Origin of the sequence: Mesorhizobium sp. B2-9-1 (assembly GCF_006439455.1) — a bacterium.
GTDB lineage: Bacteria > Pseudomonadota > Alphaproteobacteria > Rhizobiales > Rhizobiaceae > Mesorhizobium.
The window spans coordinates 684,815-700,248 of the sequence record NZ_VFTP01000001.1; the positions used below are offsets into that span (position 1 = coordinate 684,815).

The 15,434-nt window shown below is 62.1% G+C and carries 17 protein-coding genes; 16 read left to right on the forward strand and 1 reads right to left on the reverse strand.

Annotated features, from left to right (window positions below; all coding sequences use genetic code 11):
* The first annotated feature begins 157 nt into the window (after positions 1 to 157).
* From queA to FJW05_RS03380, 4 genes are all read left to right on the forward strand, one after another.
* Positions 158 to 1,246 carry a tRNA preQ1(34) S-adenosylmethionine ribosyltransferase-isomerase QueA gene (gene queA / locus FJW05_RS03365; RefSeq protein WP_140627760.1) on the forward strand — a complete coding sequence of 363 codons (1,089 nt, stop codon included), beginning with the start codon at positions 158 to 160 and terminating at the stop codon, positions 1,244 to 1,246.
* A complete protein-coding gene (locus FJW05_RS03370) occupies positions 1,236 to 1,505 on the forward strand; it encodes a hypothetical protein (protein ID WP_140627762.1) in 270 nt (89 codons plus the stop codon). Before queA ends, FJW05_RS03370 begins: the two co-directional genes overlap by 11 nt.
* Positions 1,498 to 2,628 carry a tRNA guanosine(34) transglycosylase Tgt gene (gene tgt, locus FJW05_RS03375; RefSeq protein WP_140627764.1) on the forward strand — a complete coding sequence of 377 codons (1,131 nt, stop codon included), beginning with the start codon at positions 1,498 to 1,500 and terminating at the stop codon, positions 2,626 to 2,628. The genes FJW05_RS03370 and tgt overlap by 8 nt, the downstream gene beginning before the upstream one ends.
* 88 nt (positions 2,629 to 2,716) lie before the next feature.
* Entirely contained in the window at positions 2,717 to 4,174 is a 1,458-nt protein-coding gene (locus FJW05_RS03380; RefSeq protein WP_140627765.1) for a hypothetical protein, read from the forward strand.
* A gap of 20 nt (positions 4,175 to 4,194) precedes the next feature.
* Here FJW05_RS03380 and FJW05_RS03385 read toward each other — a convergent pair whose 3' ends face one another.
* Positions 4,195 to 4,614 (reverse strand): DUF4864 domain-containing protein, encoded by a 420-nt coding sequence (locus tag FJW05_RS03385; protein ID WP_140627767.1) that lies wholly within the window; start codon positions 4,612 to 4,614, stop codon positions 4,195 to 4,197.
* Between the two features lie 211 nt (positions 4,615 to 4,825).
* On the opposite strand from FJW05_RS03385, the gene FJW05_RS03390 reads away from it, so the two are divergent.
* The 12 genes from FJW05_RS03390 to FJW05_RS03440 all read left to right on the forward strand — a co-directional run bounded on the left by FJW05_RS03390 (position 4,826) and on the right by FJW05_RS03440 (position 15,434).
* A complete protein-coding gene (locus tag FJW05_RS03390) occupies positions 4,826 to 5,062 on the forward strand; it encodes an Lrp/AsnC family transcriptional regulator (RefSeq protein WP_027166286.1) in 237 nt (78 codons plus the stop codon).
* Between the two features lie 169 nt (positions 5,063 to 5,231).
* Positions 5,232 to 6,644 (forward strand): circularly permuted type 2 ATP-grasp protein, encoded by a 1,413-nt coding sequence (locus FJW05_RS03395; RefSeq protein WP_181164833.1) that lies wholly within the window; start codon positions 5,232 to 5,234, stop codon positions 6,642 to 6,644.
* Positions 6,645 to 6,699: 55 nt separating this feature from the next.
* A complete protein-coding gene (locus FJW05_RS03400) occupies positions 6,700 to 7,059 on the forward strand; it encodes a four helix bundle protein (protein WP_140545852.1) in 360 nt (119 codons plus the stop codon).
* Between the two features lie 63 nt (positions 7,060 to 7,122).
* Positions 7,123 to 8,064, forward strand: coding sequence for an alpha-E domain-containing protein (locus FJW05_RS03405; protein ID WP_095765309.1), 942 nt, complete (start codon positions 7,123 to 7,125; stop codon positions 8,062 to 8,064).
* A 20-nt stretch (positions 8,065 to 8,084) separates the two neighbouring features.
* Positions 8,085 to 8,879, forward strand: coding sequence for a transglutaminase family protein (locus tag FJW05_RS03410; protein WP_140627771.1), 795 nt, complete (start codon positions 8,085 to 8,087; stop codon positions 8,877 to 8,879).
* 32 nt (positions 8,880 to 8,911) lie between these two features.
* Positions 8,912 to 9,643, forward strand: coding sequence for a peptidase (locus FJW05_RS03415; protein ID WP_140627773.1), 732 nt, complete (start codon positions 8,912 to 8,914; stop codon positions 9,641 to 9,643).
* 57 nt (positions 9,644 to 9,700) lie between these two features.
* Complete coding sequence (locus tag FJW05_RS27880; RefSeq protein ID WP_281405763.1) at positions 9,701 to 9,823, forward strand: hypothetical protein; 123 nt, start codon at positions 9,701 to 9,703, stop codon at positions 9,821 to 9,823.
* Positions 9,824 to 9,948: 125 nt separating this feature from the next.
* The gene (locus FJW05_RS03420; protein ID WP_140545843.1) at positions 9,949 to 10,716 is read left to right on the forward strand and encodes a DeoR/GlpR family DNA-binding transcription regulator; all 768 of its coding nucleotides are present in this window, start codon (positions 9,949 to 9,951) and stop codon (positions 10,714 to 10,716) included.
* 127 nt (positions 10,717 to 10,843) lie between these two features.
* A complete protein-coding gene (glpD, locus tag FJW05_RS03425; RefSeq protein ID WP_140627775.1) occupies positions 10,844 to 12,370 on the forward strand; it encodes a glycerol-3-phosphate dehydrogenase in 1,527 nt (508 codons plus the stop codon).
* Between the two features lie 39 nt (positions 12,371 to 12,409).
* A complete protein-coding gene (locus tag FJW05_RS03430; protein WP_140627777.1) occupies positions 12,410 to 13,489 on the forward strand; it encodes an ABC transporter ATP-binding protein in 1,080 nt (359 codons plus the stop codon).
* A gap of 10 nt (positions 13,490 to 13,499) precedes the next feature.
* Positions 13,500 to 14,567 carry an ABC transporter ATP-binding protein gene (locus tag FJW05_RS03435; protein ID WP_140627778.1) on the forward strand — a complete coding sequence of 356 codons (1,068 nt, stop codon included), beginning with the start codon at positions 13,500 to 13,502 and terminating at the stop codon, positions 14,565 to 14,567.
* Positions 14,568 to 15,434: a sugar ABC transporter permease gene (locus FJW05_RS03440; RefSeq protein ID WP_140627780.1), complete on the forward strand. Its 867-nt coding sequence runs from the start codon at positions 14,568 to 14,570 to the stop codon at positions 15,432 to 15,434.

Below are 15,434 nucleotides of genomic sequence, written 5' to 3' on the forward strand. Positions count from 1 at the left end.
GTTTGTTTTCGGAAACAGCAGTGCGAATATCATACCGATTGCATTTTGCAAGCGGTTTGTTGAGATTGAGCAGCGAAGGGCAATCGACGGCAATTGCTCGCAAGGCGCGGCAACAAGACGGTGGCGAGAGCGCGGCGATCGGGTTATTGGCGCGGACATGAAAGTGGACCTCTTCGATTTCGATCTTCCCGAAGACCGCATCGCGCTCAGGCCGGCCGAGCCGCGCGACAGCGCCCGGCTGCTGATGGTGAGGCCGGGTGCCGGTTTCGAGGACCGGACGGTCCGGGACCTGCCGTCGCTGCTCAAGGCCGGCGACGTGCTGGTGTTCAACGACACCAAGGTCATCCCGGCGCAATTGAAGGGCATCAGGCTGCGCGGCGAAGCGGCGGCGCAGGTCGAGGCGACGCTGCACATGCGCACCGGCCCCGACCGCTGGCTGGCCTTCATGCGGCCGGGCAAGCGCATCGCCGCCGGCGACCGCATCCAGTTCGGCCATGACGGCAATTCCTGCTTTCTGGGCCGGCTCGACGCCACCGTGCTTGAAAAAGGCGAGGGCGGCGAAGCGCTGCTCGGCTTCGATCTGTCGGGCGCCTTTCTCGACGAGGCGCTGCATGCCGTCGGGCATATCCCGCTGCCGCCCTACATTGCGTCGAAGCGCGAGGACGACGAGCGCGACCGCGCCGACTATCAGACGATCTATGCGCGCGAGGAAGGCGCGGTGGCCGCGCCTACCGCCGGCCTGCATTTCACCCCGGAGCTGTTCGCGGCGCTCGACGCCAAGGGCATCGAGCGCCGCTTCGTCACGCTGCATGTCGGCGCCGGCACTTTTTTGCCGGTGAAGGCCGACGACACGACCGACCACAAGATGCATGCCGAGACCGGCTCTGTAAGCCCGGAGACGGCGGCGGCGCTCAACGCGGCCAAGGCGCGGGGAGGGCGGATCATCTGCGTCGGCACGACATCGCTGCGGCTCTTGGAGAGCGCGGCGCGCGACGACGGCAGCATCGAACCCTGGTCCGGACCCACCGACATCTTCATCACGCCCGGCTATCGCTTCCGTACGGCCGACATGCTGATGACCAATTTCCATCTGCCGCGCTCGACGCTGTTCATGCTGGTCTCGGCCTTCAGCGGGCTGGAGGCGATGCGCTCGGCCTATGCGCATGCCATCGAGAACCGCTACAGGTTCTACTCCTATGGAGACGCAAGCCTGCTTTTTCGATCGGAGACAAGCGATGGACGATGATCTCGAGGGCATGGACCGCGATACGCTGATCGCGGAGGTGAAGAAGCTGCGCGCCGGCATCCGCGCGCATCGCGACGCGACCGGGCATGATCTGTGCTGGCATCACCCCGATCTCTGGGACCTTTTGCCGGAAGGGACCGAGCCGTCGATCGCCGTGCCGCCATGGCCGAAATTCATGCGCGGCTGCATCCGCTACCGGCAGTCGCTCGACGAGCAGGCGCCCGGCGCGCCGGAGCACGACAAGGAATTCAATGGCTGAGACCTTTTCATTCGAGGTGCTTGCCACCGACGGCAAGGCGCGGCGCGGCCTGGTCACGATGCCGCGCGGCGAGATCCGCACGCCGGCCTTCATGCCGGTCGGCACCGGCGGCACCGTCAAGACCATGTATATGGACCAGGTGCGCGGGGTCGGCGCCGATATCATCCTCGGCAATACCTACCATCTGATGCTGCGACCAGGCGCCGAGCGCGTGGCCCGGCTTGGCGGGCTGCACGAGTTCGCGCGCTGGCCGCATCCGATCCTGACCGACAGCGGCGGCTTCCAGGTCATGTCGCTGTCGAAGCTCAGGAAGCTGACCGAACAGGGCGTCACCTTCCGCTCGCATATCGACGGCGCGGCCTACGAGATGTCGCCGGAGCGATCGATCGAAATCCAGGGACTGCTGGATTCCGACATCCAGATGCAGCTCGACGAATGCACGGCGCTGCCGGCCAAGCCCGAGGAGATCGAGCGCGCCATGGAATTGTCGCTGCGCTGGGCAGAGCGCTGCAAGGCGGCGTTCGGCGACCAGCCGGGCAAGGCGATGTTCGGCATCGTCCAGGGCGGCGACAGCGCGGCCTTGCGCGTGCGCTCCGCCCAGGCGCTGAAAGCGATGGATCTGAAAGGCTACGCGGTCGGCGGGCTGGCGGTCGGCGAGCCGCAGCCGGTGATGCTGGAGATGCTCGACATCACCTGCCCGGAGCTGCCGGCCGACAGACCGCGCTACCTGATGGGCGTCGGCACGCCGGACGATATCCTGAAATCGGTGGCGCGCGGCATCGACATGTTCGACTGCGTGATGCCGACCCGCGCCGGCCGCCATGGCCTTGCCTACACGCGCCGCGGCAAGGTCAATCTCAGGAACGCCCGCCATGCCGACGATCCGCGCCCGCTCGACGAGGAAAGCGACTGCCCGGCCGCGCGCGATTATTCGCGCGCCTACCTGCATCACCTGGTGCGCTCGCAGGAAGCGCTCGGCGCCATGCTGCTCACCTGGAACAACCTGTCTTATTATCAGAGGCTGATGCAGGACGTCCGAGCAGCCATCGAGGCGCAGGCTTTCGAAGCGCGCGCCGCCGAGATTACTGAAGGCTGGGCGCGGGGCGATATCCCGGTCCTTTGAGATGCCGTCGGAAAACCTTTCATAAATCAGATCAAGAGTAAGTATGCCTTGCCATATCGAGGCAAGGGGCGGCACGACTTTGGTAAAGATGGACGCGTCGATCGTCGACCATAAAGCAGCAAGCGCTAATGTTTGCCGGCCAGGTTCGGCGGCGACCCGGCAATGGAATTACAGTCTATTACTTGTAATTTCAGGGGCCGTGCTTGTCGGCCTTATCTTGCGCCTGCTCGGCGCGCGCGGGGATCTCTGGCACGACGAGATCTGGAGCATCACGCTGCTGAGGCCCCTGACGTCGATCGACCAGATATTCTGGCGTGTGAACCACGACAACAAGCACTTTCTCAACTCGATATACCAGTATGTCGTCGGGCCCGATGCCGCGCCGCTGGTCCAGCGCGGCTTGTCGATAACGCTCAGCGGATGCACCGTCATTGCAGCCGCGGCGATATCGCGCGGACGTTGGGCAATGATTGGGTCGGCGCTGCTGTTTGCGTTGAGCTATCCGATGGTTCACTACGGCTCGGAGGCGCGTGGCTATGCCGGCCTGGCGCTGTTCACACTCGTTGCGGTGGCTCTTCTGGAGCGCTGGTTCGACAAGCGGGGTGCGTATGGCGTCGCTCTTGCTGTCGCAATTCTGCTTGGCTTCCTTTCCCACCTGACAATGGCCGAAACGGTGGTGGTGCTCACGGCGTGGACGGCGTGGCTGAGCTGGCGAGGCAGCCGCAGTCTGATTGTCGTCAACAAGGAGGTCGTCCAGGCCTTTCTGCCTGCTTTCCTTGCCGTGCTTCCGCTTGCCGCGGCAATGCTTGTAGGCGCGCGATTGTTCAGCTTCAATGTCGGCGGTTTGTCCTCTTTCTCGCTCGAGAAATTCGCCGCCGGTTATGGCGGAATGATCCGCTATCTTTTCGGTCTGCCGGACTGGATCGGCGACTGGACGTGCGTCGCGGTTACCTGCATCCTGGTCTTGGCACATGCAGGCGTCTCGCGCGATCGCCGGGCCAGCCTTTATGCCATCGGCATCGTCGGGCTGCCCGCCCTAATGGCGGCGGCACATCTGCCGAATGTTGAATTCCCGCGCTATTTCATTGTCAGCGGAACCTTGTTGCTGCTTTGGGCCGGAGACTTGATCGGACGCGGCTTCGACGCCGGCGGTAAGAGAAGGCTTGTTGCCGCCGGGATGCTCGTTCTTGTGGCGGGCGGCAACGCGGCGTTGCTGGCCCATTTCTATGAGCATGGGCGCGGTTCCTATTCCGAGATGGTGGACGAGATGACAAAGAGCGGCGCCGCCACATATGCCACCAACGCCGATTTCCGCACCGGCATGGTGGTCGATTATTTCGCTGCGCGCATCGGCCGCCAGGCTTCGCTCGTCACCCAGGACAAGATTTGCGCCGGACGTGCGGACTGGCTGATTCTCGAAGGCGATACCCAAAAACAGCCGGAGCGCGTGGACTTCGATTGCGCACTTGCCTACGAACGAGCCGGAGCCTCGACCTTCTGGGGCCTCTCCGGTCTTGGCTGGACACTGTATAGCCGCCGAGATTGAGCGGTCATGCGGGGGCGGGTTCAGGTACTGACCGAAGTCGAGGCGCGCAGGCTGCAACCGGTGATCTTGAAGCTGCCGTCCGCCTGCTGCTGCAGCGTATAGACCGCCTCATAATCCTTGCCGTCGGGCCCGAGGATCAGCACCTGCTGGACGATTGAGCCGGGTCCGGTCTGCTCGACCTCGCCGAAGGAATAGGACCGGGGCTTGCGCACCGGTGCGTAGCCGTTCGTCACCATGTTCATGAAGGTGTCGACGGTCGGAAAGATCTGCTTCACGTTCGGCGCGGCGAAGCTGTAGGCGGTGGCGCCGTCATCGGCGACGAAGGCCTTCAACTGGCTGTCGATGACCGTCTGCGCGGCCTTGATCTCGGCGTCGCCGGCGAAAGCAAGCGAGGCCATCAACATCGGAACAAGAGCAAGTGCGAACAAAGCGCGGCGCATGGCGTGCCTCCAGGAATTCGCTTGGCGAACGAATCTAACATACGCGTCGCGGCATGGCGTGGTTTCACCGGGTTGCGAAGATTTCGCCATTTCAGCGTCGGGAAGCGGGATCAGGTACTCTTCGAGGTGCGCGGCGCGTGAAGCTTGAAAGCCGGGCAGCAGTCTGCCACAAGGGCCGCTTATTCATGAAGCAGGCTGGCAGGACCGGGCAATGAAGGCATTTTTCGTGCAGATCAAGTGCGACCTGGGCAAGGCCTATGAGGTCGCCAGCGCGCTAGCCGATGCCGAAATCGCTTCGGAAATCTATTCGACTGCCGGCAATTACGACCTGCTCGCCAAATTCTATGTCGACGACGAGGAAGATGTCGGCCACTTCGTCAACGAGCGGGTGCAGATTCTGCCTGGAATCAAGGACACCTTCACCATAGTCACCTTCCGGGCGTTCTGACCGGGGCTGTCTGTGCCCCGCCGGGAAGCAGGAGCTGACCTGGCCTTGCTGTCCGTGCCTTGATTTTAGGCAATTTGCATAGAGTGGCCGCCACGGCTTCCTAAATCACCGATTGCGCTTGATTTTCTCCGGCGGGGCCAGTGAAATGGTCTCAGAGGGGAGTACGCGATTGGCAGCGTTCGACGAAATGCTTCCGGAAGTTTCCGGATTGAGAAGACCTTATGAGGCTTACGATCGCTGGCTGAAGGAGCAGGACCCAGCCAGGCTTACCCAGAAGATGCAGGACGCCGAGCGCGTCTTCCGCAAGACCGGCATTACCTTTGCCGTCTATGGCGAGCAGGAAGCTTCCGAGCGGCTGATCCCTTTCGACATCGTCCCGCGCATCCTCTCCGGCCAGGAATGGCGCCGTCTGACGCAAGGCATCGAGCAGCGCGTGCAAGCGCTGAACGCCTTTCTCGACGATATCTACCACCGCCAGGAGATCCTGCGCGCCGGGCGCGTGCCGAGGGAGCTTGTCGCGAAGAACGAGGCCTTCCTGCCCGAGATGATAGGGGTCAGGCCGCCGGCCGGCGTCTACACCCACATTATCGGCGTCGACATCGTCCGCATCTCTGAGAACGAGTTCTACGTGCTGGAGGACAATGCCCGCACGCCGTCCGGCGTCTCCTACATGCTGGAGAATCGCGAGACGATGATGCAGCTCTTTCCGGAGCTGTTCCAGAAGATCAAGGTGCGGCCGGTCGAGAACTATCCGCAACTCCTGCGCCAGTCGCTGGCCGCGGTGCGGCCGCAAAGCAGCAAGGGCGCGCCGACAATCGCGGTGCTGACGCCGGGTTCGTACAACTCGGCCTATTTCGAGCATGCGTTCCTTGCCGACCAAATGGGCGTGCAACTCGTCGAAGGGCAGGACCTGCGCGTCGTCGACGGCCATGTGGCGATGCGCACGACCGAAGGCTACAAGCAGATCGACGTGCTCTACCGGCGCGTCGACGACAACTTCCTCGATCCGCTGACCTTCAGGCCGGATTCCGCGCTCGGCGTGCCCGGCATCATGGATGTCTACCGCGCCGGCAACATCACCATCGCCAACGCGCCGGGAACCGGCATCGCCGACGACAAGGCGATCTATTCCTACATGCCGGAGATCGTCGAGTTCTACACCGGCCGCAAGGCGATCCTCGGCAACATCCCGACCTGGCGCTGTTCGGAGCCGGACAGCCTGAAATATGTGCTGGAGCACATCCACGAGCTCGTCATCAAGGAAGTGCACGGCTCCGGCGGCTACGGCATGCTGGTCGGCCCGGCGGCGACCAAGAGGGAATGCCAGGAGTTTGCCAAGAAGCTGCAGGCGAAGCCCTCGAACTACATCGCTCAGCCGACCCTGGCGCTGTCGACCTGCCCGATCCTGACCGAGAAGGGCCTGTCGCCGCGCCATGTCGATCTCAGGCCTTACGTGCTCGTATCCGACCGCATCCAGATCGTGCCGGGTGGCTTGACGCGCGTCGCGCTCAAAGAGGGGTCCTTGGTGGTCAATTCCTCACAGGGAGGCGGGACGAAGGATACGTGGGTGTTGGATGATTGAAAGAGCGAATAGAGAGTAGCGAATAGCGAGTAGGGAAAAGGGGGATACGACGGCAATCAATTCCTACAGAGATCTGATTGTTTGGAAGGCGGCTTTGAGGTTGGCCGTGGATTGCTATTCGGCCACGAAAGGTTTTCCGAACAGCGAAGCATACGGAATGACCTCTCAGATACGACGTTCGGCGGCTTCCATCGCCGCGAATGTTGCGGAAGGTCACGGAAGAGAAAATACGGGAGCTTTCATCCAATTTCTTCGGGTAGCGCAGGGCTCTCTGAAAGAGTTGGAGACACATCTCATCCTGTGTGGAGAGGTTGGGCTGATGGTCGAAGCGAAGGTCGCCAGCTTGCTTGGCCAAACTGACGAAATAGGAAAGATGCTACGTTCGATGATCCGGAGCCTGCAGCAAAAGTCATGAAGTCTTTTTCTCCCTATTCGCTACTCGCTATTCGCTATTCGCTCGACACCGGAGCAAGCTGATATGCTTTTGGGCCGCACCGCAAACGGTCTCTATTGGATGAACCGCTATATCGAGCGGGCCGAAAACATGGCGCGCCTGGTCGATGCGGGATTGCGCATGGCGCTGACGCGCACGCAGAGCGCTTCGGAGGAATGGAACTCGGTGCTGCTCAGCGCCGGCTCGGACATCGCCTTCAGCCAGAAGTACCAGGACTATACCGCCGCCAACGTCTCGGACTTCCTGCTGCGCGACACCTCGAACCCGTCGAGCACGATGTCGTCGATCGAGACGGCGCGCAACAATGCCCGCATGGTGCGCACGGCGCTGACCCGCGAGACCTGGGAAAGCATCAACGAAGCCTGGATGTCGCTGAAGCGCATGCTGGCAAGGCCGATCGACGAACGCGACCTGCCGACGGTGCTCGATGCAATCAAGCGCGAGACGGCGCTGATCCGCGGTTCGTTCTACGGCACCATGCTGCGCAACGAGATTTTCGATTTCTCGCAGCTCGGCACCTATGTCGAACGCGCCGACAACACGGCGCGCATTCTCGACGTGAAATATTATGTGCTGCTGCCGTCGCTGTCCTGGGTCGGCTCGACGCTCGACAACTACCAGTGGGAATCGATCCTGCGCTCGGTGTCGGCGCACCGTTCCTATCGCTGGGTTTATGAAGCCGACTACAAGCCGACGAATATCGCCGACTATCTGATCCTCAACGTGCGCATGCCGCGCTCGCTGACTTTCTGCTACCGCTTCCTCGGCGAGCATCTGAAATTCCTCGCCGACGATTACGGTGAACGCCATGCCTGCCATGGCACGGCCGAGAAGATCCAGGCGCTGCTCAAAAGGGGTTCCATCAAGGACATATTCGATCATGGCCTGCACGAGTTCCTGGCCGAGTTCATTCGCGACAACACCAGGCTGGGCGACGAGATCGCCCAGGACTACCGATTCTATTGAGCACAGCCGAGGCGAGCGTTATGCGGCTCAAGATCACCCACCGCACCGAGTACCGCTACGATCAGCCGGTGCAGTATCTGCTGCAGCGGCTGCGCCTTTGGCCTTCCAGCGGGCGCACGCAGACCGTCGGCTCCTGGGCGGTCAAGGTCGAAGGCGCGCGCGAGGAGGTGCGCTTCACCGACCATTTCGGCAACGAGACGCGGCTGGTGAGCGCCGAGAGCGGCCAGAATTCGATCACTGTCGAGGCAGCCGGAGACGTGACCACGCATGACACGGCGGGCGTGACGGGTCCGCATCAGGGTTTTGCGCCGCTCTGGCTGTTCGCACAGCAGACGCCACTCACCGCCGCCGGCGAGGGCATACGCGAACTGGCCGGCACGCTGGGCCAGGGCACCGAGATCGAGCGACTGCACCGGCTGATGGGCGCTATCGGCGAACGCGTCGCCTACAGGCCGGGCACGACCAGCGTCGTGACGCTGGCGGAGGAGGCGCTCGCATTGAAGTCCGGTGTCTGCCAGGACCACTCCCACATCTTCATCGCCACCGCCGTCGCCCTAGGCTTTCCCGCCCGCTATGTCAGCGGCTACCTGATGATGGATGCGGCCGTCGAGCAGGCGGCAAGCCATGCCTGGGCCGAGGCCTATGTCGTGGGGCTCGGATGGGTTGCCTTCGACCCGGCGAACTGTATCTCTCCCGACGAACGCTATGTTCGGGTGGCGACGGGGCGTGACTATCGCGATGCCTCGCCGGTGTCGGGGATACTGCTGGGGCAGGCGCAAGAGAAGCTTGCCGTCACCGTCACGGTAGAGCAGTAATCTGCGCCGGAATCGCTAGCAGAAGAGCAATCATGACCTATTGCGTCGGCCTCAAGATCGATAGCGGGCTCGTGTTCATGTCGGACACGCGCACCAATGCCGGCATGGATTCGATCTCGACCTTCAAGAAGATGCATGTGTGGGAACAGCCCGGCGAGCGCGTCATCGTGCTGATGTCGGCGGGCAACCTTGCCACGACGCAGGCCGTTGTCAGCCTGCTCGACGAGCGTAACAAGGCGGTCGGCGACCGTCATCCGAAGCTGCTCGAAACTCCCTCCATGTACCAGACGGTGCGGCTGGTCGGCGATACAGTGAAGGAAGTCATCGAGCATGCCTCGCCGAATGGCGACAAGGCGGATTCCTACTTCAACGCCTCCTTCATCCTCGGCGGCCAGATCAAGGGCAGTCCGCCCAGACTGTTCATGATCTATCCGGAAGGCAATTTCATCGAGTCGACCGACGACACGCCTTTCTTCCAGATCGGCGAGACGAAATACGGCAAGCCGATCATCATCCGTGCCTATGATCGGGCAATGAGCCTGGCCGAAACGGTGAAGCTGCTTCTGGTGTCGTTCGACTCGACGCTGAAATCCAACCTCTCGGTCGGGCTGCCGCTCGATCTGCTGTTCATGGAACAGGATGCGCTCAGGGTGGGGCTGAACCGACGGATCGGCCATGATGATCCTTACTACCGCACCATATCGGACGGCTGGTCCAACGCGCTGAAAATCGCTTTTTCAAATCTGCCGGATTTTCCGGGATAGGGCTTTCCGAGAGCGGTTCGACCGGCCGGTATCTTCGACGGCCGCTGGGAGGGAAATATGGACAGCGATGAATTCCGCGATTGGTCGAGGCGCGCCGCCGACTGGGGCGCCGACTATCGCGCCGCAGATGTCGACGCGGCGTTCGACGTCGTAATAGAGATTGCGCGGCGCTCATCCTGAGGCGGCAGACCTGTTCCGCACTGGTTTGCCTTTTGCAATCAGGTGATTTTCGTTAGCCGGCTTATACCTTTTCTTCGCTTTCGTTTTCCGATATAGACGGAAAAAACGAAAATGGAGGACGCGCAATGTTTCTTTCGCCACGCCATGCAGAGATCATCCAGAGGGCGAAAGACCATGGCCGGGTGCTGGTCGATGACCTGGCGACGCATTTCAACGTGACGCCGCAGACCATCCGCAAGGACCTCAACGATCTGTGCGATCAGCGCCTGCTGACCCGTATCCATGGCGGTGCGCTGTTCCCGTCCGGCATCGAGAACATGGAGTACGAGGCACGGCGCAAGATTGCCGCCGACGAGAAGGAGGCGATCGGCAGCGCGGCGGCGCGGCTGATTCCTGACAATGCCTCGCTGTTCATCAATATCGGCACCACCACCGAAGCCGTCAGCAAGGCGCTGCTCGACCATAACGGGCTTATGGTCATCACCAATAATATCAACGTTGCCAATAGGATGCGCATCTACCCCACGATCGAGGTGGTGATTGCCGGCGGCGTCGTGCGCGGTTCTGACGGCGGCATTGTCGGCGAGGCGGCCGTCGATTTCATCCGCCAGTTCAAGGTCGATTACGCCGTCATCGGCGCCTCGGCGATCGATCATGACGGCGCGCTGCTCGACTTCGATTTCCGCGAGGTGAAGGTTGCGCAGGCCATCATCGCAAATGCCCGCCACGTCATTCTGGTCTCCGACCGGACGAAATTCGAACGCACGGCGCCGGTCCGGATTGGACATCTTTCGCAGGTGAATACCTTCATCACCGATCGTTGCGAGATCCCGTCGATTCGCAGGATTTGCGAGGAAACCGAAGTCCGGCTGATCGAGACAGCGTTCGAATAGGCACGCCTCGACGGCTTGCTCAGCCGACTGCGATATTTCGTTTGACATTCGCTTTGAGTTCGAAATAATTCCGTCACGGTTTCGTAAATCACAAAAATGGTGCAATGCGAAATCGTTGGAGGAATCTTTGGACGCATCTCCGATCCATGACATTTTCGTCATCGGCGGCGGCATCAACGGCTGCGGCATAGCCCGCGATGCCGTCGGCCGCGGATTTTCAGTTTACCTTGCCGAAATGAACGATCTCGCCAGCGGGACTTCCTCCGGCTCGACCAAGCTCATACATGGCGGCCTTCGCTATCTCGAATTCTACGAGTTCCGGCTGGTGCGCGAAGCGCTGATGGAACGCGAGGTTCTGTGGAAGAACGCGCCGCACATCATCTGGCCGATGCGCTTCGTGCTGCCTTATGCCAAGGGGCTCAGGCCCGCCTGGCTGATCCGGCTGGGACTGTTCCTTTACGATCATATCGGCGGGCGCAAGCTGCTGCCGGCGACGAAGACGCTGGATATGGCCCGCGATCCGGCAGGCAAGCCGCTCAAGCCATTGTTCCGCAAGGCTTTCGAATATTCGGATGGTTGGGTCAACGACGCGCGCCTGGTGGCGCTGAACGCGCGTGACGCCGCCGACCGGGGCGCCGCTATCCGCACCCGCACCAAGGTCGTCAGCGCGCGTCGCGACGGCGCGCTTTGGACCGTGAAAGTGCAGAATGTGCTTACCGGGGAGACCGAAGAGGTTCGCGCGCGGCTTCTCGTCAATGCCGCCGGCCCTTGGGTCGATCACGTGCTCTCGACAGCGGTCGGCCAGAACGACGTCCACAATGTTCGCCTCGTGCAGGGCAGCCACATCGTCATCAACAAGAAGTTCGACGACCCGCGCGCCTATTTCTTCCAGAACAAGGACGGCCGCATCATCTTCGCCATTCCTTACGAGGAAGAATTCACGCTGATCGGCACCACCGATCGCGACTATCCGGGCGATCCACATGAGGTGAAGATCTCCGACACCGAGATCGACTATCTGTGCGCCGCGGCAAGCGAATATTTCGCGCAGCCGGTGAAGCGCTCCGATATCGTCTGGACCTATTCGGCGGTGCGCCCGCTCTATGACGACGGCGCCTCGAAGGCGCAGGAAGCAACGCGCGACTATGTGCTGAAGGCCGATGGCGGGGAGGGGGCTGCCCCTTTGCTCAACGCGTTCGGCGGCAAGATCACCACCTTCCGCCGGCTGGCGGAATCGATGTTGGAGAAGATCGAGGGTTTTCTCGGCAAGCGCGGCAGTCCGTGGACGCATGATGCGCCGCTGCCCGGCGGCGATTTCGCCGCGACCGGCTTCGATGCCCAGGTTGCCAGGCTGAAGAGCGCCTATCCGTTCCTCGACCAGCGGCTGGCGCGCCGCTTCACCCGGCTTTACGGCACGCGGGCGGAAAGGCTGCTCGGGCTCGCCAAGTCGAATGCCGATCTCGGCCGCAATTTCGGCGCCGACCTTTTCGAGGCGGAAGTTCGCTATCTGGCCGAAAACGAATGGGCGGTCACCGCCGAGGACGTGTTGTGGCGCCGCACCAAGCGCGGTTTGCATTTCAGCCGCGAGCAGACGGCGGCATTGGAAGAATTCATGCGCGGACTGAGCAGCCGCCATGTCGCGGCGGCGGAATGAGGATCGGCTGCTGATGCGCAAGGCCTGGGAGGAGGCGTGATGCTGGAATTGAGGAACGTGACGAAGACCGTCGGCGCGCAGGAGCATATCCGCGACGTGTCGCTGACGCTTCAGCACGGCTCGCTGAACGTCCTGCTTGGGCCGACGCTCTCCGGCAAGACCAGCCTGATGCGGCTGATGGCTGGCCTCGACGCGCCGACTTCCGGCTCGGTCTGGTTCGACGGCAAGGACGTCACCGGACAGAAGGTGCAGAAGCGCAACGTCGCCATGGTCTACCAGCAGTTCATCAACTACCCGGCGATGACCGTCTACGAGAACATCGCCTCGCCGCTGCGCGTAGCCGGTGTCGAGCAGGCGAAGATCGACAAGGAGGTGCGCAACGCGGCGGCGCTCTTGAAGCTCACGCCCTATCTCGACCGCACGCCGCTCAGCCTGTCCGGCGGCCAGCAGCAACGCACCGCGCTTGCCCGTGCGATCGTCAAGAATGCCAGCCTGGTGTTGCTCGACGAGCCTTTGGCCAATCTCGACTACAAGCTGCGCGAGGAATTGCGCGCCGAATTGCCGAAGATCTTCGCCGCGGCCGGCACGATCTTCGTCTATGCGACGACCGAGCCGCACGAGGCCCTTTTGCTCGGCGGCAACACAGCAACGCTTTCGGAAGGCCGCGTCACGCAATTTGGCCCGACGGTCGAAGTGTTCCGCAAGCCCGTCGACCTGGTGACGGCGCGGACCTTCGCCGATCCGCCGCTCAACACCATCGTGCTCTCCAAGAAGGGGTCGGATTTCCTGCTCGAAGGCGGCGTCAAGCTGCCGGTGCCGACGGAACTCGCCGGCATTGCGGACGCCAGCTACACGATCGGCTTCCAGCCGCATCATTTGTCGTTGGAGCGGCCGAACGCCGGCGCCGTGCCGGTGCGGGCCAAGGTCACCATCACGGAGATCACCGGCTCGGAGAGCTTCGTCCATCTCGATTTCGCCGATGCGCGCTGGGTGATGCTTGCGCATGGCATTCTCGATTTCGAGACGGACGACGAGGTCGAGGTGTTCATCGATCCGCGCCACATCATGGTATTCGACCATAACGGCCGCGCCGTGACGGCGTCGAAGCTGGCGGCCTGAGGAGAAAACGATGGCGCGCATCGAGGTCAATCACATCCGCCATTCCTACCTGCCCAACCCGCAGAAGGATTCCGACTTCGCTCTGAAGGAAGTGCACCACACTTTCGAGGATGGCGGCGCCTACGCGCTGCTCGGGCCTTCGGGCTGCGGCAAAACCACCTTGCTCAACATCATTTCGGGACTGCTGCACCCCTCGCACGGCAAGTTGCTGTTCAATGGCCGGGACGTGACCAGGCTGTCGACGCAGGAGCGCAATATCGCCCAGGTGTTCCAATTCCCGGTCATTTACGACACCATGACCGTCTACGACAATCTGGCCTTCCCGCTGCGCAACCGGCGCGTGCCGGAAGCCGATGTCGACCGCAAGGTGCGCGAGACGCTCGACATGATCGATCTCGCTTCGATGGCGAACAGGAAGGCGCGCCGGCTCACCGCAGACCAGAAGCAGAAGATCTCGCTTGGACGCGGCCTGGTGCGCTCCGACGTCAACGCCATTCTGTTCGACGAACCGCTGACGGTCATCGACCCGCATATGAAGTGGGTGCTGCGCTCGCAGTTGAAGCAACTGCACCGCCGCTTCGGCTACACCATGGTCTATGTCACGCATGACCAGACCGAAGCGCTGACTTTCGCAGACCGCGTCGTGGTCATGTATGACGGCGAGATCGTGCAGATCGGCACGCCTGCCGAACTTTTCGAGCGTCCGCGCCACACCTTCGTCGGTTATTTCATCGGCTCGCCGGGCATGAACGTGCTGCCGGTTGCGCTGGAAGGCAGGACGGCGAAGCTCGGCGCGCAGCGCATCGAATTACCCGGCGTGCCCAAGGCCGAAGCCGGCGCCGTCGAGCTCGGCATCCGTCCCGAATATGTGCGGCTCGGCCGCGAGGGCATGGCGGTGCAGGTCAGCAAGGTCGAGGACGTCGGCCGCCACAAGGTCGTGCGCGCCAACCTGGAAGGCAGGGAGATCGCCGCGGTGATCGGCGAGGACGACGAGGTGCCGGCCGAACCCAAAGTCCGCTTCGATCCGGCCGGCATCAACATTTATGCCGATTCCTGGCGCGTCGAGATGGGGGCATAGATGGACAAGATCTGGAACAACAAGGCCTGGTTCCTTGTCCTGCCGATGCTGGTGCTGGTGGCGTTCTCGGCCGTCATCCCGCTGATGACCGTCGTCAATTATTCGGTGCAAGACACGTTCGGCAACAACGTCTTCTTCTGGGCCGGCACCGAATGGTTCGAGGAATTGCTGCACTCCGACCGCTTCTGGGAAGCGATGGTGCGCAATCTGATCTTCTCCTTCATCATCCTGGCGATCGAAGTGCCGCTCGGCATCTTCATCGCGCTCAACATGCCGAAGAAGGGCTGGGGTGTGCCGGTCTGCCTGGTGCTGATGGCGCTGCCGCTGCTCATTCCGTGGAACGTCGTCGGCACGATCTGGCAGGTGTTCGGCCGCAACGACATCGGGCTGCTCGGCTATTATGTCAATGCGCTGGGCTTCAACTACAATTATGTCCAGGATCCGTTCGACGCCTGGGTCACCGTCATCGTCATGGATGTCTGGCATTGGACAAGCCTGGTCGTGCTGCTGTGCTATGCCGGCCTGGTCTCGATCCCGGATGCCTTCTACCAGGCGGCCAAGATCGACGGCGCCTCGCGCTGGGCGGTGTTCCGCTACATCCAACTGCCCAAGATGCAGCGCGTGCTTTTGATCGCAGTGCTGCTGCGCTTCATGGACAGTTTCATGATCTACACGGAGCCTTTCGTGGTCACCGGCGGCGGCCCCGGCAATTCGACGACCTTCCTGTCGATCGACCTCGTCAAGACGGCGCTGGGCCAGTTCGACCTCGGTCCGGCGGCGGCGATGTCGCTGGTCTACTTCCTGATCATCCTGTTGTTGTCATGGGTGTTCTACACCGTGATGACCAACTACGACGCGGAGCGCTGA

What these genes read in the sequence shown, in the direction of transcription:
- FJW05_RS03415 (WP_140627773.1), top strand. Translation starts at nt 8,912, where the DNA reads ATGACCTATTGCGTCGGCCTCAAGATCGATAGCGGGCTCGTGTTCATG.
- FJW05_RS03430 (WP_140627777.1), top strand. Translation starts at nt 12,410, where the DNA reads ATGCTGGAATTGAGGAACGTGACGAAGACCGTCGGCGCGCAGGAGCAT.
- FJW05_RS03370 (WP_140627762.1), top strand. Translation starts at nt 1,236, where the DNA reads ATGGACGATGATCTCGAGGGCATGGACCGCGATACGCTGATCGCGGAG.
- queA (WP_140627760.1), top strand. Translation starts at nt 158, where the DNA reads ATGAAAGTGGACCTCTTCGATTTCGATCTTCCCGAAGACCGCATCGCG.
- FJW05_RS03435 (WP_140627778.1), top strand. Translation starts at nt 13,500, where the DNA reads ATGGCGCGCATCGAGGTCAATCACATCCGCCATTCCTACCTGCCCAAC.
- FJW05_RS03410 (WP_140627771.1), top strand. Translation starts at nt 8,085, where the DNA reads ATGCGGCTCAAGATCACCCACCGCACCGAGTACCGCTACGATCAGCCG.
- FJW05_RS03420 (WP_140545843.1), top strand. Translation starts at nt 9,949, where the DNA reads ATGTTTCTTTCGCCACGCCATGCAGAGATCATCCAGAGGGCGAAAGAC.
- FJW05_RS03440 (WP_140627780.1), top strand. Translation starts at nt 14,568, where the DNA reads ATGGACAAGATCTGGAACAACAAGGCCTGGTTCCTTGTCCTGCCGATG.
- FJW05_RS27880 (WP_281405763.1), top strand. Translation starts at nt 9,701, where the DNA reads ATGGACAGCGATGAATTCCGCGATTGGTCGAGGCGCGCCGCCGACTGG.
- FJW05_RS03405 (WP_095765309.1), top strand. Translation starts at nt 7,123, where the DNA reads ATGCTTTTGGGCCGCACCGCAAACGGTCTCTATTGGATGAACCGCTAT.
- FJW05_RS03390 (WP_027166286.1), top strand. Translation starts at nt 4,826, where the DNA reads ATGAAGGCATTTTTCGTGCAGATCAAGTGCGACCTGGGCAAGGCCTAT.
- FJW05_RS03385 (WP_140627767.1), bottom strand. Translation starts at nt 4,614, where the DNA reads ATGCGCCGCGCTTTGTTCGCACTTGCTCTTGTTCCGATGTTGATGGCC.
- tgt (WP_140627764.1), top strand. Translation starts at nt 1,498, where the DNA reads ATGGCTGAGACCTTTTCATTCGAGGTGCTTGCCACCGACGGCAAGGCG.
- FJW05_RS03380 (WP_140627765.1), top strand. Translation starts at nt 2,717, where the DNA reads ATGGACGCGTCGATCGTCGACCATAAAGCAGCAAGCGCTAATGTTTGC.